Annotated in this window: 22 protein-coding genes; 5 read left to right on the top strand and 17 right to left on the bottom strand. The window is 70.7% G+C overall.

The window, feature by feature from the left end; translation table 11 throughout:
• Positions 1 to 42: 42 nt before the first annotated feature.
• Genes GVN67_RS20935 through GVN67_RS20925 form a run of 3 tightly spaced genes read left to right on the top strand, consistent with a single transcriptional unit; the run spans position 43 to position 2,634 of the window.
• Positions 43 to 447 carry a hypothetical protein gene (locus tag GVN67_RS20935; protein WP_159999273.1) on the top strand — a complete coding sequence of 135 codons (405 nt, stop codon included), beginning with the start codon at positions 43 to 45 and terminating at the stop codon, positions 445 to 447.
• Positions 444 to 1,778 carry a glutamate--tRNA ligase gene (gene gltX, locus GVN67_RS20930; protein ID WP_159999272.1) on the top strand — a complete coding sequence of 445 codons (1,335 nt, stop codon included), beginning with the start codon at positions 444 to 446 and terminating at the stop codon, positions 1,776 to 1,778. The genes GVN67_RS20935 and gltX overlap by 4 nt, the downstream gene beginning before the upstream one ends.
• Before the next feature lies 1 nt (position 1,779).
• Entirely contained in the window at positions 1,780 to 2,634 is an 855-nt protein-coding gene (locus GVN67_RS20925; RefSeq protein WP_159999271.1) for an SDR family oxidoreductase, read from the top strand.
• 41 nt (positions 2,635 to 2,675) lie between these two features.
• Here the strand turns inward: GVN67_RS20925 and GVN67_RS20920 are convergent, their stop codons facing one another.
• The 9 genes from GVN67_RS20920 to GVN67_RS20880 all read right to left on the bottom strand — a co-directional run bounded on the left by GVN67_RS20920 (position 2,676) and on the right by GVN67_RS20880 (position 10,974).
• Positions 2,676 to 3,998 carry a hypothetical protein gene (locus GVN67_RS20920; protein ID WP_235035400.1) on the bottom strand — a complete coding sequence of 441 codons (1,323 nt, stop codon included), beginning with the start codon at positions 3,996 to 3,998 and terminating at the stop codon, positions 2,676 to 2,678.
• A gap of 8 nt (positions 3,999 to 4,006) precedes the next feature.
• Positions 4,007 to 4,456: a molybdenum cofactor biosynthesis protein MoaE gene (locus tag GVN67_RS20915; protein ID WP_159999270.1), complete on the bottom strand. Its 450-nt coding sequence runs from the start codon at positions 4,454 to 4,456 to the stop codon at positions 4,007 to 4,009.
• Positions 4,457 to 4,460: 4 nt separating this feature from the next.
• Complete coding sequence (moaD, locus tag GVN67_RS20910; RefSeq protein WP_159999269.1) at positions 4,461 to 4,712, bottom strand: molybdopterin converting factor subunit 1; 252 nt, start codon at positions 4,710 to 4,712, stop codon at positions 4,461 to 4,463.
• A gap of 10 nt (positions 4,713 to 4,722) precedes the next feature.
• Positions 4,723 to 5,280 (bottom strand): hypothetical protein, encoded by a 558-nt coding sequence (locus tag GVN67_RS20905; RefSeq protein ID WP_159999268.1) that lies wholly within the window; start codon positions 5,278 to 5,280, stop codon positions 4,723 to 4,725.
• A gap of 85 nt (positions 5,281 to 5,365) precedes the next feature.
• Positions 5,366 to 5,980, bottom strand: coding sequence for a CDP-diacylglycerol--glycerol-3-phosphate 3-phosphatidyltransferase (pgsA, locus tag GVN67_RS20900; protein ID WP_159999267.1), 615 nt, complete (start codon positions 5,978 to 5,980; stop codon positions 5,366 to 5,368).
• 1 nt (position 5,981) lies between these two features.
• Positions 5,982 to 7,973: an excinuclease ABC subunit UvrC gene (gene uvrC, locus GVN67_RS20895; RefSeq protein WP_235035401.1), complete on the bottom strand. Its 1,992-nt coding sequence runs from the start codon at positions 7,971 to 7,973 to the stop codon at positions 5,982 to 5,984.
• Positions 7,974 to 8,680: 707 nt separating this feature from the next.
• Positions 8,681 to 9,076 (bottom strand): dihydroneopterin aldolase, encoded by a 396-nt coding sequence (locus GVN67_RS20890; RefSeq protein WP_159999266.1) that lies wholly within the window; start codon positions 9,074 to 9,076, stop codon positions 8,681 to 8,683.
• 10 nt (positions 9,077 to 9,086) lie between these two features.
• Positions 9,087 to 9,875, bottom strand: coding sequence for an SDR family oxidoreductase (locus GVN67_RS20885; protein ID WP_159999265.1), 789 nt, complete (start codon positions 9,873 to 9,875; stop codon positions 9,087 to 9,089).
• A gap of 64 nt (positions 9,876 to 9,939) precedes the next feature.
• Entirely contained in the window at positions 9,940 to 10,974 is a 1,035-nt protein-coding gene (locus GVN67_RS20880; RefSeq protein WP_159999264.1) for a sensor domain-containing diguanylate cyclase, read from the bottom strand.
• Between the two features lie 140 nt (positions 10,975 to 11,114).
• Here GVN67_RS20880 and GVN67_RS20875 point away from each other — a divergent pair, with 140 nt between their 5' ends.
• On the top strand, positions 11,115 to 11,324 hold the full coding sequence (locus GVN67_RS20875; RefSeq protein WP_159999263.1) for a DUF1289 domain-containing protein: 210 nt from the start codon (positions 11,115 to 11,117) through the stop codon (positions 11,322 to 11,324).
• A 45-nt stretch (positions 11,325 to 11,369) separates the two neighbouring features.
• Here the strand turns inward: GVN67_RS20875 and GVN67_RS20870 are convergent, their stop codons facing one another.
• From GVN67_RS20870 to GVN67_RS20860, 3 genes are all read right to left on the bottom strand, one after another.
• Positions 11,370 to 12,164, bottom strand: coding sequence for an ABC transporter ATP-binding protein (locus tag GVN67_RS20870; protein WP_159999262.1), 795 nt, complete (start codon positions 12,162 to 12,164; stop codon positions 11,370 to 11,372).
• On the bottom strand, positions 12,164 to 12,937 hold the full coding sequence (locus tag GVN67_RS20865) for an ABC transporter permease (RefSeq protein WP_159999261.1): 774 nt from the start codon (positions 12,935 to 12,937) through the stop codon (positions 12,164 to 12,166). The genes GVN67_RS20870 and GVN67_RS20865 overlap by 1 nt, the downstream gene beginning before the upstream one ends.
• A gap of 69 nt (positions 12,938 to 13,006) precedes the next feature.
• Complete coding sequence (locus tag GVN67_RS20860) at positions 13,007 to 13,954, bottom strand: ABC transporter substrate-binding protein (protein ID WP_159999260.1); 948 nt, start codon at positions 13,952 to 13,954, stop codon at positions 13,007 to 13,009.
• Between the two features lie 144 nt (positions 13,955 to 14,098).
• On the opposite strand from GVN67_RS20860, the gene GVN67_RS20855 reads away from it, so the two are divergent.
• On the top strand, positions 14,099 to 14,590 hold the full coding sequence (locus GVN67_RS20855; protein WP_159999259.1) for a DUF4347 domain-containing protein: 492 nt from the start codon (positions 14,099 to 14,101) through the stop codon (positions 14,588 to 14,590).
• A 15-nt stretch (positions 14,591 to 14,605) separates the two neighbouring features.
• Here GVN67_RS20855 and parE read toward each other — a convergent pair whose 3' ends face one another.
• From parE to GVN67_RS20830, 5 genes are all read right to left on the bottom strand, one after another.
• A complete protein-coding gene (gene parE, locus GVN67_RS20850) occupies positions 14,606 to 16,579 on the bottom strand; it encodes a DNA topoisomerase IV subunit B (protein ID WP_159999258.1) in 1,974 nt (657 codons plus the stop codon).
• Positions 16,580 to 16,753: 174 nt separating this feature from the next.
• The gene (dps, locus tag GVN67_RS20845) at positions 16,754 to 17,236 is read right to left on the bottom strand and encodes a DNA starvation/stationary phase protection protein Dps (RefSeq protein ID WP_159999257.1); all 483 of its coding nucleotides are present in this window, start codon (positions 17,234 to 17,236) and stop codon (positions 16,754 to 16,756) included.
• A 109-nt stretch (positions 17,237 to 17,345) separates the two neighbouring features.
• Complete coding sequence (locus GVN67_RS20840; protein ID WP_159999256.1) at positions 17,346 to 18,962, bottom strand: MFS transporter; 1,617 nt, start codon at positions 18,960 to 18,962, stop codon at positions 17,346 to 17,348.
• A gap of 165 nt (positions 18,963 to 19,127) precedes the next feature.
• Positions 19,128 to 20,051 (bottom strand): ketopantoate reductase family protein, encoded by a 924-nt coding sequence (locus GVN67_RS20835; protein ID WP_159999255.1) that lies wholly within the window; start codon positions 20,049 to 20,051, stop codon positions 19,128 to 19,130.
• 39 nt (positions 20,052 to 20,090) lie between these two features.
• The gene (locus GVN67_RS20830; protein WP_159999254.1) at positions 20,091 to 20,663 is read right to left on the bottom strand and encodes a nucleoside 2-deoxyribosyltransferase; all 573 of its coding nucleotides are present in this window, start codon (positions 20,661 to 20,663) and stop codon (positions 20,091 to 20,093) included.
• Between the last annotated feature and the right edge of the window lie 357 nt (positions 20,664 to 21,020).

The following is a 21,020-nucleotide window of genomic DNA, read 5'->3' as shown; positions in this document are numbered from 1 at the left end:
CAGTTCCCTCCCCCCTTTTTCCCCCCAGGCGAGACCCGAAGCATGAGCGGCGATTTCGACACCACCCTCTTCGCGCCGCCCGGCGGCTTCAGCGTGAATATCCGCGACCTCTCCGGCGGCAATGGCGCCGAGCCGGTCGAGACCGTGCGCGGCTTCCCCTCACTGCTGCAGGCCAATGCCTTCGCCCGCCGCTATGTGCGCGACAGCCTGGAGCGCTGCCGCGCGCCGAAGCTGACGCCGGACGAGGTGCTGGCCGCCTGGTTCGCCTTCGGCGAGGATGCCGAGGTGGTCAATGGCGAGGGCCAGGGCTGGAGCAGCGGCGCCGAGATCCGCGAATTCGCCGAGAAGCGCTGCACCGACCCGGAGGAGCGCAACTGGCGCGTCCTCGACCCGCGCCGCCACGAGGATGACGCCCCGGGCGAGGACGAGGCGGAGGACGAGGCATGAAGCTGCGTTTCGCCCCGAGCCCCACCGGCTACCTGCATGTCGGCAATGCCCGCGTCGCCGTGGCCAACTGGCTGGTGGCCCGCCGCCAGGGCGGCCGCTTCGTGCTGCGCTTCGACGACACCGACACCGAGCGCAGCAAGCCCGAATTCGCCGCCGGCATCGAGGAGGACCTGCGCTGGCTCGGCCTCGACTGGGACGAAAGCTTCCGCCAGTCCGACCGGCTGGAGCGCTATGAGCTCGCCGCGGAGAAGCTGAAGAAGAGCGGCCATCTCTATCCGTGCCTGGAGACGGAGGAAGAGCTCCGCTTCAAGCGCGAGCAGCGGCAGAAGCAGGGCCGCCCGCCGGTCTATGACCGCGCCGCCCTGAAGATGACCGCCGAGCAGCTGGAGCGGGCCCTCGCCAACGGCAAGAAGCCCCACTGGCGCTTCAAGCTGGCGACCCGCACCGTCGAATGGCAGGACGGCGTGCTCGGCCGCCGCCAGGTCAAGCTGCCGCCGATCTCCGACCCGGTGCTGATCCGCGCCGACGGGTCCTTCCTCTACACCTTCACCTCGGTGGTGGACGACCTGGAGACGGGCGTCAGCCACATCATCCGCGGCGAGGACCACGTCACCAACACCGGCGTGCAGATCGACATCATGGAGGCGCTCTCGGGCCGCGTCTGCGTCAAGCACTTCGCCCATCTGCCGCTGCTGACCGACGCCGATGGCGGGCCGCTGTCGAAGCGCCTGAACTCCATGGGCCTGCGCCAGCTGCGCCGCGACGGCATCGAGCCCGCGGCGCTCGTCGGCTACCTGGCCGCCCTCGGCTCCTCCGCCGACCCGGTGGCGGCGCCTGCCGCCGAGCTGGTGCGCGACTTCGACCTCGGCCGCATCTCCAAGAGCACCGCCCGCTTCGACCCGGCCCAGCTGCTCGCCCTGAACCGCCGCTACCTGCACGGCCTCGACTTCGAGACGGTGCGCGACCGCCTGCCGGAAGGCGCTGACCAGGCCTTCTGGGACGCCATCCGCGGCAATCTGGACCTGCTGGCCGAAGCGCGCGACTGGTGGGAGGTCGCCCAGGGTCAGATCGAGGTCCCCGCCCAGCCGGACGAGGCCGAGCTCCTGCAGGCTGCGCTGGCAGAGATCCCGGCCGAGCCCTGGACCCCGGAGACCTGGAGCGCCTGGACGCGGGCCATCGGCGCCGCCACCGGCCGCAAGGGCAAGGCGCTGTTCCTGCCGCTGCGCAAAGCTTTGACCGGCGAGGAGCACGGCCCCGAGCTGAAGACCTTCCTGCCCGTCATCGGCCGCCCCCGCGCCGAGGCCCGGCTGCGCGCCAGCTTGGGCGCCTGACATGGCGGACGGCCTGATCGCCGTCATCGGCGCCGCCGGCCGCTCTGGCGCGGCGCTGTGCCGGGCGCTGGCCCAGCGCGGCATCCGCTATCGCCCGGTGGTGCGCGACCGCGCCCGCTGGGCGGCCCTCGGCCTGCCCGGCGAGCCGCGCATCGCGACGCTCGAGGACGCGCCGGCGCTGGCGGCCGCCCTCGAGGGCGCCGCCCGCATCGCCAGCTGCGCCCATGCCCGCTGGACGCCCGCCATCCTGGCCGCGGCCCCCGAAGGCGCCACCCTGGTGCTGATGGGCTCCACCCGCCGCTTCTCGCGCTGGCCCGACGCCCATGGCGACGGCGTCCGCCTGGGCGAGGCCGCGCTCCTGGCCGGCCGCCATCCCGGCGTCATGCTGCACCCGACGATGATTTACGGCGCCCAGGGCGAGAACAACGTCCAGCGCCTGGCGGCGCTCCTCAAGCGCCTGCCCATCGCCCCCCTGCCGGGCGGCGGCCGCGCTTTGGTCCAGCCGATCCACCAGGAAGACGTCACCGCCAGCCTGATGGCCGCCCTCGACCGCGACTGGCCCAGCCCCCAGGCCCTGGTCGTCGCCGGTCCCACCGCCTTGGCCTATCGCGATTTCCTGGCCGAGGTCGCCCGCGCCGCCGGCCTGCGCGCGCCCCCGATCCTGCCCGTGCCCATGGCGCCGCTGCGCCTGCTGGCCCCGATCGCCGCCCGCCTGCCGGGCATGCCGAAGATCGGCGCGGACGAAATCCGCCGGCTGACCGAGGACAAGGCCTTCGATATCGGGCCGATGCAACGAGAACTGAACGTCCATCCGCGGCCACTGCGCGAAGGGCTGGCGGCGACCTTTACGCAGTAACAGGCCGGGGGAATGAATTCCCCCGGACCCCCATCTTCTTTCTATCCGTGCTGCCGCCCAGGGCGGACAGGCGGGACGCCAGGCAACAACAACAGCGCCGCCCCGAACGGCAGCAGCCAGGCCACCCGCGCCTGATACCGGTGATGCGGCTTCGACAGCGCGCCCGTCGCCACGGCATTGCCCAACACGCCGACCAGCACCAGCAGCACGAAGCCCAGCCGCACCCGCCCCCCAGGCCGCCACAGCGCCCAGAGCAGCCCGACAAACCCCAGCACCAGCACCACCGGCTGCGGCCACAGGAACGCCGCCGCCACCCCCGGCAGCCGGTCGGCAAACTGCAGCGACCCGTCATGCCGCGCCACCTCGGCCGACGGGAAGAACTCCACCAGCCGGGGGCGCACCGAATCCCCCAGCGCCTGCCGGCTCAGCGTGTCGCCGATCCCCACGAGGAAGACCTGGCGCAGCGCATTCCCCGCCGCCGCCCAGGCCACGGCGAAAGGCTCCCGGGCCAGGGTCTCCGCGATGATCACCCGCGCCTCCGGCGCCAGCCGCACCCCGCCCAGGAAGATGTCGTTGCCCGAGGCGTCGCGGTTCACCGGGCTGTCGCGCTCCCACAGGAAGACGTCGCTGTCTTCCGGCAGCCGCCCCGCCCAGCTGCACAGATACCACCCCGACTCAGGGCAGCGCGCCGCGATGGTCCGCGCCGCCGCCCCATCCCCGATCAGCCGCGCCAGAAGAAAGGTGCTCCCATAAGGCGACAGCGAGGCCTGCCCGTGCCCGACCCAGTTGGTCCCCACCAGCAGCCCCAGCGCGATCAGCAGCGGCGCCGCCGCCCGCGCGATCGGCCGCCAGGACAGCCGCAGCAGCCCCACCATCACCACCAGCGCCAGCGCCGTCGGGATATTCGACAGATGCGCCGAGATCCCCAGCGCCATCAGCGCGATGACGTATACGAATTCGCCACGGGACAGCGCCCCATAGGCCAGCAGGAAGAACCCGAGCGGCAGCAGCCCGGAAAAGAAGTCGGGCATCAGCAGGCTGGCGACCCAGGGCAGGGCGGTCAGCGCCGCCAGCCCCGCGGTCAGCAGCAGGTGCCCGGGCCAGGTCGCCGCCCCGCGCACCTCGCGCTGCGCCAGCCACAGCAGATGCGACACGACCAGCACCTGGGCGATGGCGGGCAGCCACAGCGTCTGCTGCCAGTGGAACAGGTGCAGGAACGGCCCATAGATCCAGGGCTTGTCCCAGATCATCAGCGGCACCGTGGTCTGCGCCAGGAAGGCGCCGGTATCGCTGAACAGGATCGGATAGCCGTTCAGCAGCGCTGGCCACAGCAGCAGCAGCGCGCCGGCCAGGATGGCGGGCATGCCCCGCATCAGCCCGCCCAGCGGGCGGTGGCGGCATCGTCGCTGGCGCGCGCCTCGACCCAGCGCTCGCGGCCGTCCGAAAATTCCTCGCGCTTCCAAAAGGGGGCGCCGGTCTTCAGCCAGTCGATCAGGAAGGCGCAGGCCTCCAGCGCCGCGCTGCGGTGGCGGCTGGCGGCCAGCACCAGCACGATCGGCTCGCCCGGCAGGATGCGGCCCACCCGGTGGATCACGGTGCAGCCGGTCAGCGGCCAGCGCGCCTCAGCCTCGGCGACGATTTTTTCCAATGCCCGCTCGGTCATGCCGGGATAATGCTCCAGCACCAGCGCGCTGATCCCGTCATCGGCGCGGCACAGCCCGGTGAAGGCGGCGATGCCGCCAACATCGACGCGGCCCTCGGCCAGCAGCGCCTGTTCTGCCGCGACGTCGAAGCAGGCTTCCTGGACCAGGATCCGGGCCATGGCCTCAGCCGCCGGTGACGGGCGGGAAGAAGGCCACCTCGTCGCCGTTCCGCACCGGATGGTCGGGGGCGCAGAATTCCTGGTTCACCGCGGCGCGGATCTGCTTCGCCTGGGCGAAGGCCGCGGCATGGCCCGGGCTGCGCGCCGAGAGGAACCGGATCAGCCCGGCCACGTCGGCGACATCCGCGGGCAGGTCCAGGGCTTCCTGGCCCAGCCCGACCTTCTGCCGCACCCAGGCGAAATACAGGATCTGCATGCTGCGGCGTTCAGCGCGGCGTCGGCACCTGCCGCACCGTGCCGTCCTGGCCCAGCAGCGTCGTCGTCGCCCCCTGCGGCACCGCGATGCCCGAGGCGCCGCCCGGCGTGTTGTAGGTGCTGTAGCCGGCGCCGCCGCCGGTGGTCACCGCCGGGCCCTGCGGCGTCGGGATCACCTGGCCCTCGCGCCGCGGCGCCAGCGGCGCGACCGGGGCCATGGGCGCCGTCGGATAGGGGCGCACCGCCGGCGAGACATCGGTGCCCGGCGCCAGCAGGTCGGGCGGGGTCGAGCTGCCGCGGCGGGCCAGCGGCGGCACCGGGTCGCCGGCGCGCGGCACGATCTCCGGGCTGCCCAGCGTCGCGCGCGGCTGCTCCTCGGTCGGCCAGACATTGCCAGGGGCCGGCAGCAGCGGCGGCACCTCGGCCGGCGTGCCCAGGATGCGCTGGGCGGTCAGGCTGTCGGTCGGCACCGGCTCGCGCGGGCCGGTGAAGCTGGCGGCGGTGCAGGCGCCAAGGCCGAGCAGCAGCAGCAGCGCCGATGCCTGGCCGGTTTGCGTGAAAGCGCTCATCCGCCTCTCCATGATCCATGGGCACGCCCAGCGCGCCGTCTCGTACAAGATGCGGCCGAAGCCGCCCCGCCTCAAGGGCGCGCCCTCAGGGATGCGAGGACGGCTTCGCCGCGGCCTCGCGCTCCAGGTCGCGGGCCTCGGCATGGCGCAGCCCGGCGCGGACATAGTCCCAGCCGGTGAACAGCGTCAGCACGGCGGCCAGCCACAGCAGCGCCTCGCCGATCCAGCCGATCGGCAGGAAGCCCAGATGCAGCACCGCGGCCCCGCTGTCGCCCGCCAGCAGCACGCCGAGCGCGGTCATCTGCACCCCCGTCTTCCACTTGGCGAGGTTCGTCACCGGCAGCCCGACCTTCAGCCCGGCCAGATATTCGCGCAGGCCGGAGACCAGGATCTCCCGCAGCATGATGACGATCGCCGGCAGCAGGCCTGCCAGCGACAGCCGCGACAGCCCGGCCAGCAGCATCAGCGCCGCGGCCACCAGCAGCTTGTCGGCGATCGGGTCCAGCATCCGCCCGAAATCCGAGATCAGCTGCCGCTCGCGGGCGATCTTGCCGTCGAAATAATCGGTGATCGCCGCGGCCGAGAACAGCGCGCAGGCGGCGACATCGCCCCAGGCGGTCTGGAACGCGGCCAGCAGCACCAGCACCGGCACCGCGGCGATTCGGGAAAGCGTCAGCAGATTGGGCAGGTCGGTCGGCAATTCAGTCTCTTCCCGCTGTGCGCCCGGCAGGCTTTCCCAAATTAGTCCCGGTTGCGCCAGGGTGGAAATGCTCATGGATGCGCGCCGCCATCGAAGGACCGATCCCCGGACAGTTGCGCAGGTCCTCGGCACCCGCCTGCCGCACCCCGCGCGCCGAGCCGAAATGGTTCAGCAGCCGCCGCTTGATGGCGCTGCCGACGCCGGGGATCTCGTCCAGCTCGCTGCGCGTGATCGCCTTCGACCGCCCGGCGCGGTGGGTGGTGATGGCGAAGCGATGCGCCTCGTCGCGCAGCCGCTGCAGATAGTACAGCACCGGGTCGCGCGGCGGCAGCTGGAAGGGCTCGTGCTCGGCGCGGTGGAACCATTCGCGGCCGGCATCGCGGTCCGGTCCCTTGGCGACGGCCACCAGGTTGAGGTCGCCGAGGCCGAGCTCCGCCATCACCTCCCGCGCCGCCGACAGCTGGCCGGCGCCGCCATCGATCAGCACCAGGTCGGGCCAGCCCTCGCCGGCGCGCTCGGGGTCTTCCTTCAGGGCCCGGCCGAAGCGGCGCTCGAAAACTTCCTTCATCATGGCGAAATCGTCGCCGCCGCCGCTGGCCGCGCGCGACCCGCCGCCGGCCCGGCGCGATGTCGGCGCCGCTCCCGGCATTGCCCCGGGCACCTCGGCCGCCAGGGCGGGCGGCACCTGGATCACCGCGGTGCCCTGGATGGCGTATTTCCGATAGGCGTTCTTCATGAAGCCTTCCGGGCCGGCGACGATCATCACGCCATAGGCATGGCTGCCCTGGATATGGCTGTTGTCATAGACCTCGATGCGGCGCGGCGGCTCGGCCAGGTCGAACAGCCGGGTCACCCCGTCCAGCAGCGCCACCTGGGCGGTGCCTTCGGCCAGGCGGCGCTCCAGCGCCTCGCGGGCATTGGTGGCGGCATGCTCGATGGCGGCGCGCTTCTCGCCGCGCTGGGGCGTCGCCAGCTCGACCTTGCGGCCGGCCTTCAGGGTCAGCGCCTCGGCGATCAGGGCGGCATCGGGCAGCGCGTGCGACAGCAGCACCAGCGGCGGCGGCGGCAGGTCGTCATAGAGCTGGGTCAGGAAGGCCGACAGCACCTCCTCCGGCGCCGTGTCGTCCTTCAGATGCGACGGGAAGAAGGAGCGGTTGCCGTTGTTCCGCCCGCCCCGGAAGAAGAAGACCTGGACGCAGGACTGGCCGGCGATCTGGTGCAGGGCGACGATATCGGCATCGCCGACGCCGTCCAGGTTGATGCTGTTCTGCCCCTGCACATAGGTCAGGCCGCGGATGCGGTCGCGCAGCGAGGCGGCGCGCTCGAATTCCAGCCCTTCCGCCGCCTGCTCCATCTCCGCCGCCAGCGCCTTCTGGATGCTGGGCGTCTCGCCCGACAGGAACTTCGTGGCGTCGCGCACCAGCCCGGCATAGTCGGGGCGGCTGATCCGCTCGACGCAGGGGGCCGAGCAGCGCTTGATCTGGTGCAGCAGGCAGGGCCGGTCGCGGCTGTCGAACACCGTGTCGCGGCAGGATCGCAGCAGAAAGACCTTCTGCAGCGCGGTCAGGGTCTGGTCGACCGCCCAGGCGCTGGCGAAGGGCCCCCAGTAGCTGGCGCCCTTCCGCTTCTCGCCGCGATGCTTGGCGATCTGCGGATAGTCGTGGTCCTCGGTGATCACCAGCCAGGGATAGGACTTGTCGTCGCGCAGGACGATGTTGAAGCGCGGCCGCAGCCGCTTGATCAGATTGGCCTCCAGCAGCAGGGCCTCGGCCTCGCTGCCGGTGGTGATGATCTCCATCCGCCGGGTCAGGTGGACCATGCGGCGCAGCCGCTCCGGCAGGCGCGGGATCTGGGTGTAGGAGACCACCCGCTTCTTCAGGCTGCGCGCCTTGCCGACATAGAGGGCGTCGCCCTTGGCATCCAGCATGCGGTAGACGCCGGGGGCGAAGGGCATGGTCAGCAGCGCCGCCTCGATCACGGCGACGCCCTCCATCACCGTGCCAGCCGCCTCGGCGCCGCCCTGGGGGGGCAGGGCGTCCTCGGCGGGGTCCTCGGTGTCGGCGGGGTCCGGTGGGGTTCCGGCATTCTGCATGGCCAGGGTGAACCATGCCGGGCCGCGCCGCTCAAGGGGCGATGGCATTTGTCCACCGAAGCTGTGGATAAGTCTGTGGACGTCCAGGGGGTTAACCCTGCCAAGTGGCTGTCATCCGCGGGTAACACGAGGTTGCCCAAGCTTTGAGCAAAAACCCAAGATACTGAAAACAAACGATATGACAGAAAAAATCAGCTTTACGCTCCGTCAAGAGCAACAATGCCATTGACCGTCACGGCGCCGTCGGCAGGGGCCGCGCCCGGTGGATGAATCCGTGCCTTCCAAGCATTTGCCCCGCTGCAGCCGGCGCCAGCGCGCCGAATCGCGGCGCCGCGGCGGGCCGGCCAGACCCCGGCCCGGCCCCGGCCGGGTGCCCTCCGGCGGTCGGTTCAATGCCGTAAAAGCTTGGACGGGGCCATTCTGCCGCGGCCTTGGGCAGCGTGGCCGCCGGCGCGGCGATTTTCCCCAGACCTCGCATCCGCGTGAGTTCTCCACAGAAATCGTGGAGAAGGATGTGGACAACCCCCTGGGAAAACCGAAATCTCGCAGAGCTCTACAGCCAAGTCTGGAGACGGCGGGGCAGCCCCGCCGCCCCGCGCTGCGCTGCGTCAGCCGCGGCGCCGTTCCACCGTGACGCCGACGCCGGCCACATCGGCGATGATGTCCGGCTTCTCCACCGTCACCTGCACCACGACCACGCGGGAATCGCTCTCCAGCAGGGCGCAGGCGATGCGCTCGGCCAGGGTCTCGGCCAGCAGCACATGGCCTTCGAGGGCGATGCGGCGTGCCAGGTTCACCGCCGCCTCGTAATCGACCACCCGCTCCAGCCGGTCGGGGCCGATGCCGGTGGCCACGGCCTCGTCACGCGCCAGCAGCTCCAGGTCGATCAGCACGCGCTGCGGCGCCGCCTCCTCATGCGGATAGATGCCGAGATGGGCGGCCACCGCCAGGCGGCGGACGAAGACGCGCCGCAGGCCACGCGCGGCATCGGGGGACAGGCTCATGGGAACTCGCTCATTCGGGCAGCGTCTGCCCGCGAAGGGGCGACCATTGCAAGTGCTGCCCGCCATCGAGGGCGATCATCTGCCCGGTCATCGCCGGCAGCGCCAGGATGGCCAGGATGGCGCCCGCCACCTCCCCGGCGCTGGTGCCGCGGCCGAGCGGCGTGCTGGCCGCCTGCAGCGCGAATTGTTCCTCCGTCTGCCGCGGGCTCGGGATCGCCGGGCCGGGGCCGATGCCGTTCACCCGGATCCGCTTCGGCGCGAGGGCCAGCGCCAGGCTCTGCGTCAGCGCCCAGAGCCCGGCCTTGGAGACGGTGTAGGTGACGAAATGCGGCGTCAGCGACCAGACCCGCTGGTCCAGCATGTTGACGATGGCGCCCTCCGCCGCCGCCGGCAGCTGCGCGGCGAAGCCCTGCGACAGCAGGAAGGGGGCGCGCAGATTGGGCTCCAGGTGGTGGTCCCAGCCGTCGCGGGTGGCCGTGTCCCATTCGTCGCGCTCGAAGGTCGAGGCGTTGTTCACCAGCACGCCGAGCGGCCCCAGCGCGGCGGTGGCCGCCGGCAGCAGCCCGGCCACCTCCGCCTCCTGCTCGAGCGCCGCGCGCAGCGTCACGGCGCGGCGGCCGAGGGCGCGGATCTCGGCGGCCGTGGCCTCGGCCTCGGTGGCGCTGTCGCGGTAATGCAGGGCGATGTCGAAGCCGGCCCCGGCGAGCGCCAGCGCCGTGGCCCGGCCCAGCCGCCGGGCGCCGCCGGTGACCAGCGCCGCCCGGGGAATCAGAGGCGAAATTGCCAAGGGGATCTGCATGGCCGGCACACTTGCCGGCGATGCGGCGTCCCGTCCAGTGCCTGGCCCCGTCGGGAGCCCCCGTTCAGGAGAAGGAGGGGATCGCCGCCACCGTGGTCACCGCATGCTCGCGATGGGCGATGCGGTTCTTGCCGGCGAGCTTGGCCTCGTACATCAGCTCATCCGCCGCGGCCAGGGCATGGTCCAGGCCCGATGGCGGCGTGACGAAGCTGACCACGCCGACCGAGGCGGTGACCCCGCGCGGCTGGGCGGAAGCGCTGCCGGAAATGGCGGCGGCCAGGTCGGTGGCCAGGGCCAGGCTGGCCTCCGGCGTGGCGCCGGCCAGCAGCATGGCGAATTCGTCGCCGCCCAGCCGCGCCGCCACGTCGCCCACCCGCTGCCGCGCCGCCATGACGGCGGCGACGCCGCGCAGCACGTCGTCGCCGGCGGCATGGCCCTCCAGGTCATTGACCTTCTTGAAGCCGTCGAGATCCAGATAGACCAGCGCGAAAGGCGTGCCGCCACGGCGCTGCGCCGCGATGGCGCGGTCCAGCCCGTCCAGCAGGGCGGCGCGGTTGGCCAGGCCGGTCAGCCCGTCGGTCAGCGACAGGGTGCGGATGCGGTTCATCGCCCGCCGCAGCTCCAGCGTGGTCATCACCGTCTGCGCCAGCTGCTTCAGCACCGATTGCTGTGATTCGCTGATGTCGCGCGGCGCATAGTCGACGACGCAGAGCGCCCCCAGCGCCGCCCCCTGCGGGTTCACCAGCGGCACACCGGCATAGAAGGCGACGCCCGGCGGGCCCTTGACCAGCGGATTGTCGGAAAAGCGGTCATCCTGCCGCGCATCCGGCACCACGGTCATCTGGTCGGGCGTCAGGATGGTATGCGAACAGAAGGACAGGCCGCGCGGCAGCTCGCCCACCGGCAGGCCATGCGCGGCCATCGAAACCTGGCGATCGGCGTCGATCAGATTGACCACGGCGGCCGAGCAGCCGGTCAGCTGCGCCGCCAGGCTGGCAATATTGTCGAAGCTGAGGTCGCAGGCCTGGTCCAGCACCTCGTAGGACCGAAGCTCCGACAGCCGTGCGGCTTCCGTGGCGGGGATGGCGGCAACCGGCATGGATGGGGATTCTCCGCAGTTAATCCTGGCATGGCTTGGCCACGCATCTTCAGCATAACCAAGCGGCGCGAGAAATTCGCGCACGAAGATTGGAGCGGGCCGGGCTGGCATTGTCGCCGGGGCCGACCACATGCAGCACAATGAGCGAACGCCCCTGCATCAAGGTCTGCGACTTCGAGGACGAAACCGGCTGGTGCTTCGGCTGCGGCATGACCAAGGCCGAACGCAAAGCCTGGAAACATGTTCCGGGCTATAGGCCGGCCATCGTCAGCAATCTGCCAGCCAGGATCACGGCGATGCAAGCCGAAGGACACAGGACGGGCGAGGAAGCAAAGAGGAAGAAAAAGTAAGGCCAGGGGAATGAATTCCCCTGGACCCCTTCTTTTTTCTATTCCTTAAGCCAAGGCTGACTTGCGGACTTCCTCGCGGATTTCGGCCATCAGGAAAGCTTTCAACTCGCCGAAAGCTGGCGTGGTCTTCACCGTCCAATCGCGGGGGTAGGGCAGGGGCACTCCCACCTCGGCCTTCACCCGGCCAGGGCGCGCCGACATCACCAGCACGCGGTTGGCCAGGAAAATGGCCTCGTCGATGTCATGGGTGACGAACAGCACGGTCTTGCGCGTCTCCGGCGTGTCGGCACCCCAGACCTCCAGCAGCAGCTCCTGCATCAGCTCCCGCGTCTGGTGGTCCAGCGCACCGAAAGGTTCATCCAGCAGCAGGATCGCCGGGTCGTTCGCCAAGGCGCGCGCCAGGGCGGTACGCTGCTGCATCCCGCCCGACAACTGCCGCGGCCAGTGGTTCTCGAAGCCTTTCAGGCCGGTGCGGGCGATGTATTTCGCGGCGATGGCGCGGGCCTCGTCCGCGGGAACGCGGCGCTCGCGCAAGCCGAAGAGAATATTCTGCTCGACGGTCAGCCAGGGGAACAGGGTGTAGGACTGGAACACCATGCCGCGTTCCGGCCCGGGCCCGGTCACCTGGCGGCCGGCCAGGCGCACCGTGCCGGCGGTGCCGCGGTCGAGGCCGGCCACGATGCGCAGCAGGGTCGACTTGCCGCAGCCCGAGGGGCCGAGGATCGAGACGAATTCCCCCGGCGACACATCCAGGTCGGTCGGCTGCAAAGCGAGGGTGGGGCCGGCGGCGCCCTGGCCGGGGAAGCTGCGGGTCAGGCCGCGGATCGACAGGCCCCCCATCACAGCACCGCCCAGCGGAACAGGCGGCGGTTCATCGCCTTGAACAGGAAGTCGGTGACCAGGCCGATCAGCCCGATGACGACGATGCCGAAGATCATCTGCCCGGTGTCGAGCAGCCGCTGGCTGTCCATGATCATGTGGCCGATGCCGCTTTGCGCGCCGATGAGCTCGGCGACGATCACGTAGGTCCAGGCCCAGCCGAGCACCAGGCGCAGCGCCTCCATCACCTGCGGCGCTGCGGCGGGGATGATGACGCGCTTCAGGATGCCGCCCTGGCGGGCGCCGAGGGTATAGGCGGCCTCGACCAGGTCGCGCCGCGTGGCGCCGGCGATGACGGCGACCATGATGACGATCTGGAAGACGCTGCCGAGGAAGATCAGCGACAGCTTCTGCGCCTCGCCGACGCCGGCCCAGAGGATCAGCAGCGGGATGAAGGCCGAGGCCGGCAGGTAGCGGGCGAAGGAGATGAAGGGCTCGAAGAAGGCTTCGACACCTTTATAGGCGCCCATCATCAGCCCGAGCGGCACCGCGACCAGGCTGGCCAGGATGAAGCCGCCGAGCACGCGCCAGACGGTCATGCCGACATCGCCGGCGAAGTTGTATTCGGCGAAGAGGCTGATGCCGGCCTGCAGCGCTTTCTGCGGCGAGGCGAGGAACAGCGGCTGGACGAAGCCGGTTTCGGTGGCGAGCGCCCAGGCGCCGACGAAGAGGATGAAGAAGCTGATGCCCAGCGCGATGCGCGCGGGTGTCGATACAGGCTTGAGTGGTTCCAAGGGTGTCCGCCGCGCTCTTACTGACAGAAATAGAAGGGGGCCTGGGGGGATACTTCCCCCCAGCCTTGCTTAGATAAATTGGGTATTCAGCAGCTTGCCGAGATCCGGTGCCGCTCTGACCACCCCTGCTTCCTTCTGCACTTCCAGCGCCTTGGTCATGAAGGCCGGCAGCCCGTCGGCGACGTAGCTGCCGTTCTTCGCCGCATCGAGCCATTCGATGAAGCTGGCCGAGGCCTTGAAGGCCTCGCCGGTCTGGTTGACGCGCTTGCCCATGATCTCGAAGGATTTTTCCGGCTCGCGCTGGATCATGGCCAGGGCGTCGTACCAGCCCTTGACCACCGCCTTCACCGCCTCGGGGTTCTTGGCGATGAAGTCGGGGGTGAAGGCCAGGGTGTCGACGACGCAGGCGTGGTCGGAGGTGGTGGCGAGGATGCGGCCCTTGTCGGCGCCCATGGCGCGCACCTGGGACAGGTAGGGCTCATAGGTCGAGCAGCCGTCGAACTGGCCGGCGACGAAGGCCTGGGCGGCGGGCTGCGGCGCCAGGGTCGCGGTCTGCACGTCCTTGATCGACAGGCCGTTCTCGCGAAGCATGTAGGCGAGCACGAAATAGGGCGTGGTGCCCGGGCCGTCGACGGCGATGGTCTTGCCCTTGATATCGGCCCAGCCGCCGATGGCCGGGCGCACCGCCACGCCGTCGCCGCCGCGGGAGCGGTCGAGCACCAGCACCTGCACCAGCGGCATGGTGCTGCCCCAAAGGATCATGGTGTCGACGGTGGTGACGACGCAGTTCAGCGCGCCGGCGGCCAGCGCCAGGTTGCGCTCGCGCTGGGGGACGAACTTGGTCTCGACCTCGACGCCGGCGGCCTTGAACAGGCCGGCCTGCTCGGCCAGCGTCAGGGGGGCGAAGCCGGTCCAGCCGGACATGCCGATGGTGACCTTCGGCAGGGACTGGGCGCGGGCAAGATGCGGCATGGCGAGCGCGCCGGCGGCGGCGCCGAGAATCAGGCGGCGATGCATGGAGAACCTCTCTGTTCAGACCTGGCGGCGTCCCTTTGGCGGCAGAGTAATCTGCCTGCCGCAGGGCGGAAAGCGATTCAGCGGCAACCTTTTCTTCGCATCTTGCGGTGCAGGATGCGGGGGCGGACCAGAAGGGGACCAGCCATGCTGCAGAATGCCGCGCATTCGAAGGACCGTGACGCCAAGGCGAGCCATGCTTCCAGGCTGCTGGTCCTGGACCCGCGGGCGCCGGGCTGGGCGGAGCGCCTGATCGGCGCCGGCCCCGCCACCATGGTGCTGGTGCTGGACCAGGCGCAGGACGGGCTGGCGGAGCTGGCCGAGGTGGCCGCCGGGCTGGCGCCGCTGGCCTCCATCACCCTGTGCGGGCCGACCGATCCGGGCTGGCTGCGGCTGGGCAGCGTGCTGCTGGACGGGCCGGCCCTGGCCGCGCACCGGCTGATGCTGGGCGCCATCGGCCAATGGCTGGAGCCGGATGGCTTCCTGCAGCTGGATGGCGCGGCGGGGCAGGGGCTGGCCGGGCGCCGGCTGCTGGTCGGCCTGGCGGAAGCGACGGGGCGGGATGTCTTCGGCCAGGAAAGCCTGGAGCAGCCGCGGCTGCCGCTCAGCCCCTGGCCGATGGTGCAGCGGGGGCGGTAAGGCCCCCCGCCGCGATCAGGCGTCGACGGCTTCCATATCCAGCCGCGCCGCATTCTCCTGGATGAAGCGGAAGCGCAGCTCGGGCTTGCGGCCCATCAGCGCCTCGATCAGCTCGGAGGTGGCGGCCCGCTCCTCCGGCGGCAGGACGACGCGCAGCAGGGTGCGCTTGCGCGGGTCCATGGTGGTCTCCTTCAGCGACGCCGGCGGCATCTCGCCCAGGCCCTTGAAGCGGCTGACCTCGACCTTCTGGTTCGGCTTGAAGGCCTTCTTCAACAGCTTCTCGCGCTCGGGGTCGTCCATCGCGTAGAGCGTCTTGCCCGCCGTCGCCAGCCGGTACAGCGGCGGCTGCGCCAGGTAGACGCGGCCCTGCCGCACCAGCTCCGGCAGCTCCTTGTAGAAGAAGGTCATCAGCAGGGCGGCGATATGGGCGCCGTCGACATCGGCGTCCGTCATGATGACGACGCGGGCATAGCGCAGCCGGGCCATGTCGAATTTTTCCCCCGCGCCGCAGCCGAGAGCCTCGATCAGGTCCTTCAATTCCTGGTTCTGCCGCAGCTTGTCGGCGCTGGCCGAGGCGACGTTCAGGATCTTGCCCCGCAGCGGCAGCACCGCCTGGGTCTCGCGGTCGCGGGCCTGCTTGGCGGAGCCGCCGGCCGAATCGCCCTCGACCAGGAAAAGCTCGGTGCCCTCGGCGCTGTCGCGCGAGCAATCGGCCAGCTTGCCGGGCAGGCGCAGCCGGCGGGTCGCCGACTTGCGCGGCGTGTCCTTCAGCTCGCGCCGGCGGATGCGCTCCTCCGCCCGCTCGATGACATAGGTCATCAGGTTGTCGGCGGTGGCCGGGTCGCCGGCCAGCCAATGGTCGAAATGGTCGCGCAGGCCCTGCTCGACGAGGCGCGCGGCCTCGGGGCTGGTCAGCTTGTCCTTGGTCTGGCCCTGGAACTGCGGCTCGCGCACGAAGACCGACAGCATGCCGGCCAGCCCGCCCAGCACATCCTCGGCGGTGATATTGGCGGCGCGTTTTTCTTTCTTCAGCTCGCCATAGGCGCGCAGGCCTTTCACCAGGGCCGCGCGCAGGCCGGCCTCATGCGTGCCGCCCAGCGGCGTCGGGATGGTGTTGGCGTAGGTGTGCAGGAAGCCTTCGCCGCGCTCGATCCAGCTGATCGCCCATTCGGCGCGGCCGGCGCCCTGCGGGAAGCTGGTCTCGCCGGCCCAGGCGTTCGGGATGACCAGGTTGGCGCCCTGCACGGCGGCGGCCAGGAAGTCGGACAGGCCGCCCGGGAAATGCAGCGTCGCCTGGGACGGGGTGTCGTCCTTGACCAGCGCCGGGTCGCAGGACCAGCGGATCTCGACGCCGCGGAACAGATAGGCCTTGGACCGGCACAGCCGGAACAGCCGGGCGGCGGAGAATTGCAGCGCCGCGAAGATCTCGGGGTCGGGCTTGAAGCGGATGGTGGTGCCGCGGCGGTTCTGCACCGGCCCGGCATTCTTCAGCTTGGCCAGCGGCTTGCCGCGGGAATAGGCCTGGGTGAACAGGGTGCGGTCGCGGGCGACCTCGACCTCCAGCCGCTCGGCCAGGGCATTGACCACCGAGCTGCCGACGCCGTGCAACCCGCCCGAGGTCTCATAGGCCTTGCCGGAGAACTTGCCGCCGGAATGCAGCGTGGTGAGGATCACCTCCAGCGCCGACAGCTTGGGGAATTTTGGGTGCGGGTCGGTCGGGATGCCGCGGCCATTGTCGCGGACGGTCAGCCAGTTGTCCTTCTCCAGCGTGACCTCGATGCGGTCCGCATGGCCGGCCACGGCCTCGTCCATGGCATTGTCGATCACTTCCGCCGCCAGGTGGTGCAGGGCGTTCTCGTCGGTGCCGCCGATATACATGCCGGGGCGCCGGCGGACGGGCTCCAGCCCTTCCAGCACCTCGATATCCTTGGCCGAGTAGGAGGTCCCGGCCTGAGCCTTGGCACCGCGGCCGCCGAAAAGATCGTTCATGTCTTGTTCACACCCTCGCCCCGCAACCTAGCCAGGGCAGGGGGGTGGCCGCAACCCTGGCGATGCGCCGCCGCGGCGCCGCGCCATGCAAAAGGGCCGGGGAATCCCCGGCCCTGCTGCGTCGGAACTGTCTCGGCGAGGCGGGTGGCAGGCCCGCGCCGGACTGAAAGAAAATTACTTCTCGAGATGCGCCTCGAGCATCCACAGCTTCTTGTCCAGATCGCGCGACAGGCCGGTCAGCAGGTCGGCGGTGTCGGCGTCGCCGGCCTCGTCGGTGCTGTCGATGCCCTCGCGCACGCTCTTGGCCAGCGCCGCGAAACGGTCGGCCAGCTCCTTGACGTGCTCCAGCTGGGCGGTGGTCTTCTGCGGATAGGCCGGCAGGCGGGTCTTCTCGGCGACGATCTGCGTCGTCCCGTCCGGCGTGCCGCCGATCTGCACCAGGCGCTCGGCCACCTCGTCGGCGACCGCGAAGAGCTCGTTGTAGAAGCCCTCCAGCATCAGGTGCAGGCCGATGAAGCTCGGGCCGCGAAGCGTCCAATGCGCCATGCGGACGCTGTTGGTCAGGTCGATGGTGTCGGTCAGCGTGCCGTTCAGCACGGTGACGGAAACCTTCTTGGCATTCTCGCCGAGGTCGTTGCGGGTGGGACGAAGCGCCATGGGAAGCATCCTCCTGGTCGGGTCACGGAAACGCTGACGCTAAGGCTGGGGTTTCAGCGCCGTCTTGTCAGCCCCGCGCATCATCGTGCCGTCGCATGGGTGGCGCGCGTCACGGGGATTGGTTGATGTAGCGCGTGGCCTCGGGCCCGGTTGCAGCATGGCCGTCAGCGCCACGGTGCAGGGCTGCGGCGCGGGCGATGGCGGCATGATCGGCCGGCTGCAGCCGGTCGAGCTCGCGCAGATGCCCGGTCCAGCTTTCCACCGCCCACATCTCCACCCAGAGCTCCGGATGGGCAATATCCTCGTAGAGGCGCCAGACGAGCGCGCCGCTGCGCAGCCGGACCCGGCGCAGATCGGCCATGGCGGCCAGGAAGGCGGCGCGGTCGCCGGGGTCGATGCGGTAGCGCAGCATCTCCAGCACGCGGCCGCGGTCGAGGGCCAGCAGCGGGGCCAACTCGGCGGCCGGCGCCTCGGGCTCGGGCAGCAGCGAGGCGGCGGCCTCGGCGGCAGGGCGGCTGTCGAGCGACCAGCGCCGCATCACCACGGCGGCCACCGCGCCGGCGGCGCCGAAGGCCAGCAGCGCCGGCTGCACGCCGATCGCGGTCCCGGCCCAGCCGGCGAGCGCCGACCCGAAGGCGAGCGCGCCGAAGAAAGAAAGCTGGTAGATGCCGATGGCCCGCGCCCGCACCCAGGAGGGGGCCGCGAGCTGGGCGGCCGCCTGCATGGTGCTGGCCGCCCCGATCCAGGCGGCGCCATAGAGCAGCATGCCCACCGCCGCCGGCGCCCAATGCCCGGCGACGCCCAGCAGGATCAGGGCTGCCGAGGCCAGCAGCGAGGCCAGGGCCACGAGGTCGCTGCGGCTCATCCGGTTGCGCGCCCGCGGCAGCAGCAGCCCGGCGCCGACCGCGCCCACGCCCATCACCGCCAGCATCAGCCCGAAGGCCTCCGGCCCCAGCCCCAGCCGGCCGCGCACCAGCAGCGGCAGCAGCCCCCACATGGCGGCGCCGAAGAAGAAGAAGATGACGGCGCGCAGGATGATGATGCGCATGATCGGCGAGGCGCCGACGAAGCGCACCCCGGCCCGCATGGCGGAGAGGAAATGCTCCTTCGGCAGGCGGTTGCGCGGGGCCTCGCGCCGCCACAGCAGCAGCGCCACGATCAGGATCAGGAAGCACAGCGCGTTGAAGGCGAAGGCGGCCTCGGTGCCGGCCAGGCCGATGATGAAGCCGCCCAGCGCCGGCCCCACGGCGCGCGACAGGTTGAAGCCGATGCCGTTCAGCACGATGGCCTGGGTCAGGTCGGATCGCGGCACCAGCTCCGGCGTCGTCGCCGCCCAGGCGGGGAAGTTCATGGCACTCCCGGCGCCGATGGCGAAGGTCAGCGCCAGCAGCCCCCAGGGCCCGACCATATCCGCCGCCGTCAGCCCGCAGAGCAGCAGCCCCATGGCGCACATCCAGGCCTGCGCCACGATCAGGTAGCGGCGCCGGTCGACGATATCGGCCAGCGCCCCGGAGGGCAGCGCCAGCAGGAAGACCGGCAGCATGGAGGCCGCCTGCACCAGGCTGACCATCATGGGCGACGGCGCCAGGCTGGTCATCAGCCAGCCCGCCCCGGTGTTCTGCACCCACATGCCGGTGTTGCTGGCCAGGTTGGCCAGCCAGAGCAGCCGGAAGGCCGGGTGGCGCAGCGGCGCGAAGGCGGAAGGCGAGGATGTGGAGGAGCTCATCGGCGGCTGGCGGGTCCGCGCCGCCCGGGCAGGGGCGGGGCCGCGGGCCCAGATCCTTTCGTCATGCGGCGCCCGGGGCAGGGCGCCTGGAGGCGGCGGACCATAGCCGCCCTGCGCGACCCTGACCCGTGGCAGCGCCGCGCAAAATGGCGCATGACGAAAAAATCAGGCGAAGCCGGCCTCGCGCGCCCGCACCAGCCCGACCAGCGTCGCATTCACCGGGGCGGCGATGCCGGCCTTTGCCGCCTCGCGCGGGATCGAGCCGTTGATGGCGTCGATCTCGCTCTTGCGCTGCGCCATGTGGTCCAGCAGCAGCGAGGGCCGCGCATCCGGGATGGCTTGTCCAAACGTCGTGATGTGCTCGACCGGGTCTGCGACCGTGATCGGGATGCCGCGGGCCTTGGCCACGGTCCAGGCCTCGACCCCCGCCGCGCGGGCCACCGGCCACAGGTCGGGATCGGCCATGACGCCGCCGATGGTCTTGCCCGACAGCGCGCAGACCGCGGAATAGGTGACGTTGCAGATCAGCTTCTCCCAGGTCAGCCGGGCGATGTCGTCCTCGGCGGCGACGCGGAAGCCGGCGCCCTGCCACAGCGCCGCGATGGCGCGCAGCCGGTCGGTGGCAGGCCCCGTGAGCTCGCCGATCCGCACCTTCTCCATGCCGTTGTGATGCGCATGCCCCGGCCCCTTCAGCGAGGCGCCGAAGCCGCCGGCGATGCCCGCCACCACATGCGCGCCGGGCAGGGCGGCCGCCAGCGCCTCGCTGCTGCCCAGCCCGTTCTGGATGGTCAGCACGCTGCTCTGCGGCCCGAGCAGCGGCGGGATCGACCGCGCGGCGGCGGCGACGTCGCGCGCCTTGGTCGCCAGCACCACCAGGTCGACCGGCTGCGCGCCGGTGGTGGTGGTCGCCGCCTGCAGCCGCACCACCCGGTCGCCCGAGGCGCCCTCGACCCGCAGGCCATCGCGGTTCATGACGGTGACATGCTCGGGCCAGGCGTCGAAGGCCAGCACCTCATGCCCGGCCGCGGCGAAAAGCCCGGCATAGACCGAGCCCATCGCCCCGCAGCCCAGAATCGCGATGCGCGCCATGGCGTCTCCCTCCCGTTCGGACGCCTCGGGACGGGCGCCTCAGCCCTGCAGCCTCTCCCGCATCAGCGCGGCCACGCAAGCCTCGAAGCCGGCAAGATCGCGCCAGCGATGGGCCTCCGGCACCGCGCGCACCGCCAGCAGCCCGCCCGCGGCCTCGATGCCGCCGTCGATCATCAGGTTGTCGGTGCGGCCGAAATCCTCGAGATGCAGGCCCTCGGCATCGACCCAACCGCCCTCCGGCCGCGGCGCCACGGCATCGCCCAGCGCCGCCCGGCTGCGGGTGAGAAAGTCGCGCCCGTCATTGGTGTAGCCCGCGACCGGCCGCCCCAGCGCCCGCATGAAGCCCAGCTCATAGACGGTGCCGGCATCGGCGGACGGCCCGCGGAACGGGGTGAGATTGGCGATCAGCGCGTCGCAGGCGCGGATATGCGCCTCGTTGCGGAGATAGATCTCGAAGAAACGCTCCTGCGCCGCATCGGCCGCAGGATCGGCGATGGCATCCAAGGGGAACACGCCCACCGCCCCATGCCGCGCGCAGATGGCCTTCTTCAGGGCGGCCATCTCCAGGGCATCGGGGAGAAAGACTTCAGGGCCAGCTAGGTAGATCTTCATGGTCTTATTCTGACAAAGGCGAGAAAGACCTTCAAAGGCCAGGGGAATGAATTCCCCTGGACCCCATCTTTTTTCTATCAGATTGCCATGTCCACGTGGTGACAGTACGCGCCACTGCCCAGCATCAGCGCGACCTTTGAGCACGCGCCGTTATAAAGATTGCGCCCTGCCGTGATGCCCTGGCGACAGTGCTCGTGAAGCGCAGGTCCCCGAACGGCCGGTGATCAGAAAAAAGAAGCGACTGTCTTGGGTGTCAAGCGGTCTGCTCCTTCGCGGAGGTTGTGGTTCTCCAGGGTGTTGAGCTTTGGAGGATGGCATTGAGGATGGTGAGCAGCTTGCGGGCGATGGCGATCAGGG

Source organism: Roseomonas sp. 18066 (assembly GCF_902706185.1).
In the GTDB taxonomy this organism is placed as follows: domain Bacteria; phylum Pseudomonadota; class Alphaproteobacteria; order Acetobacterales; family Acetobacteraceae; genus Pseudoroseomonas.
The sequence above is the reverse complement of the archived record's forward strand: the minus strand, read 5'-3'. Positions and strand labels throughout refer to the sequence as shown.

Coding starts and splice junctions, on each gene's coding strand:
- dps (WP_159999257.1), bottom strand. CDS start 17,236: ATGGCGCTTCGTCCCACCCGCAACGACCTCGGCGAGAATGCCAAGAAG.
- GVN67_RS20890 (WP_159999266.1), bottom strand. CDS start 9,076: ATGAGCCTGTCCCCCGATGCCGCGCGTGGCCTGCGGCGCGTCTTCGTC.
- parE (WP_159999258.1), bottom strand. CDS start 16,579: ATGAACGATCTTTTCGGCGGCCGCGGTGCCAAGGCTCAGGCCGGGACC.
- GVN67_RS20860 (WP_159999260.1), bottom strand. CDS start 13,954: ATGCATCGCCGCCTGATTCTCGGCGCCGCCGCCGGCGCGCTCGCCATG.
- GVN67_RS20935 (WP_159999273.1), top strand. CDS start 43: ATGAGCGGCGATTTCGACACCACCCTCTTCGCGCCGCCCGGCGGCTTC.
- GVN67_RS20855 (WP_159999259.1), top strand. CDS start 14,099: ATGCTGCAGAATGCCGCGCATTCGAAGGACCGTGACGCCAAGGCGAGC.
- GVN67_RS20915 (WP_159999270.1), bottom strand. CDS start 4,456: ATGGCCCGGATCCTGGTCCAGGAAGCCTGCTTCGACGTCGCGGCAGAA.
- uvrC (WP_235035401.1), bottom strand. CDS start 7,973: ATGGAGGGCGTCGCCGTGATCGAGGCGGCGCTGCTGACCATGCCCTTC.
- GVN67_RS20875 (WP_159999263.1), top strand. CDS start 11,115: ATGAGCGAACGCCCCTGCATCAAGGTCTGCGACTTCGAGGACGAAACC.
- GVN67_RS20830 (WP_159999254.1), bottom strand. CDS start 20,663: ATGAAGATCTACCTAGCTGGCCCTGAAGTCTTTCTCCCCGATGCCCTG.
- GVN67_RS20870 (WP_159999262.1), bottom strand. CDS start 12,164: ATGGGGGGCCTGTCGATCCGCGGCCTGACCCGCAGCTTCCCCGGCCAG.
- GVN67_RS20840 (WP_159999256.1), bottom strand. CDS start 18,962: ATGAGCTCCTCCACATCCTCGCCTTCCGCCTTCGCGCCGCTGCGCCAC.
- GVN67_RS20920 (WP_235035400.1), bottom strand. CDS start 3,998: ATGCCCGCCATCCTGGCCGGCGCGCTGCTGCTGCTGTGGCCAGCGCTG.
- GVN67_RS20835 (WP_159999255.1), bottom strand. CDS start 20,051: ATGGCGCGCATCGCGATTCTGGGCTGCGGGGCGATGGGCTCGGTCTAT.
- GVN67_RS20925 (WP_159999271.1), top strand. CDS start 1,780: ATGGCGGACGGCCTGATCGCCGTCATCGGCGCCGCCGGCCGCTCTGGC.
- GVN67_RS20880 (WP_159999264.1), bottom strand. CDS start 10,974: ATGCCGGTTGCCGCCATCCCCGCCACGGAAGCCGCACGGCTGTCGGAG.
- moaD (WP_159999269.1), bottom strand. CDS start 4,712: ATGCAGATCCTGTATTTCGCCTGGGTGCGGCAGAAGGTCGGGCTGGGC.
- GVN67_RS20885 (WP_159999265.1), bottom strand. CDS start 9,875: ATGCAGATCCCCTTGGCAATTTCGCCTCTGATTCCCCGGGCGGCGCTG.
- gltX (WP_159999272.1), top strand. CDS start 444: ATGAAGCTGCGTTTCGCCCCGAGCCCCACCGGCTACCTGCATGTCGGC.
- GVN67_RS20905 (WP_159999268.1), bottom strand. CDS start 5,280: ATGAGCGCTTTCACGCAAACCGGCCAGGCATCGGCGCTGCTGCTGCTG.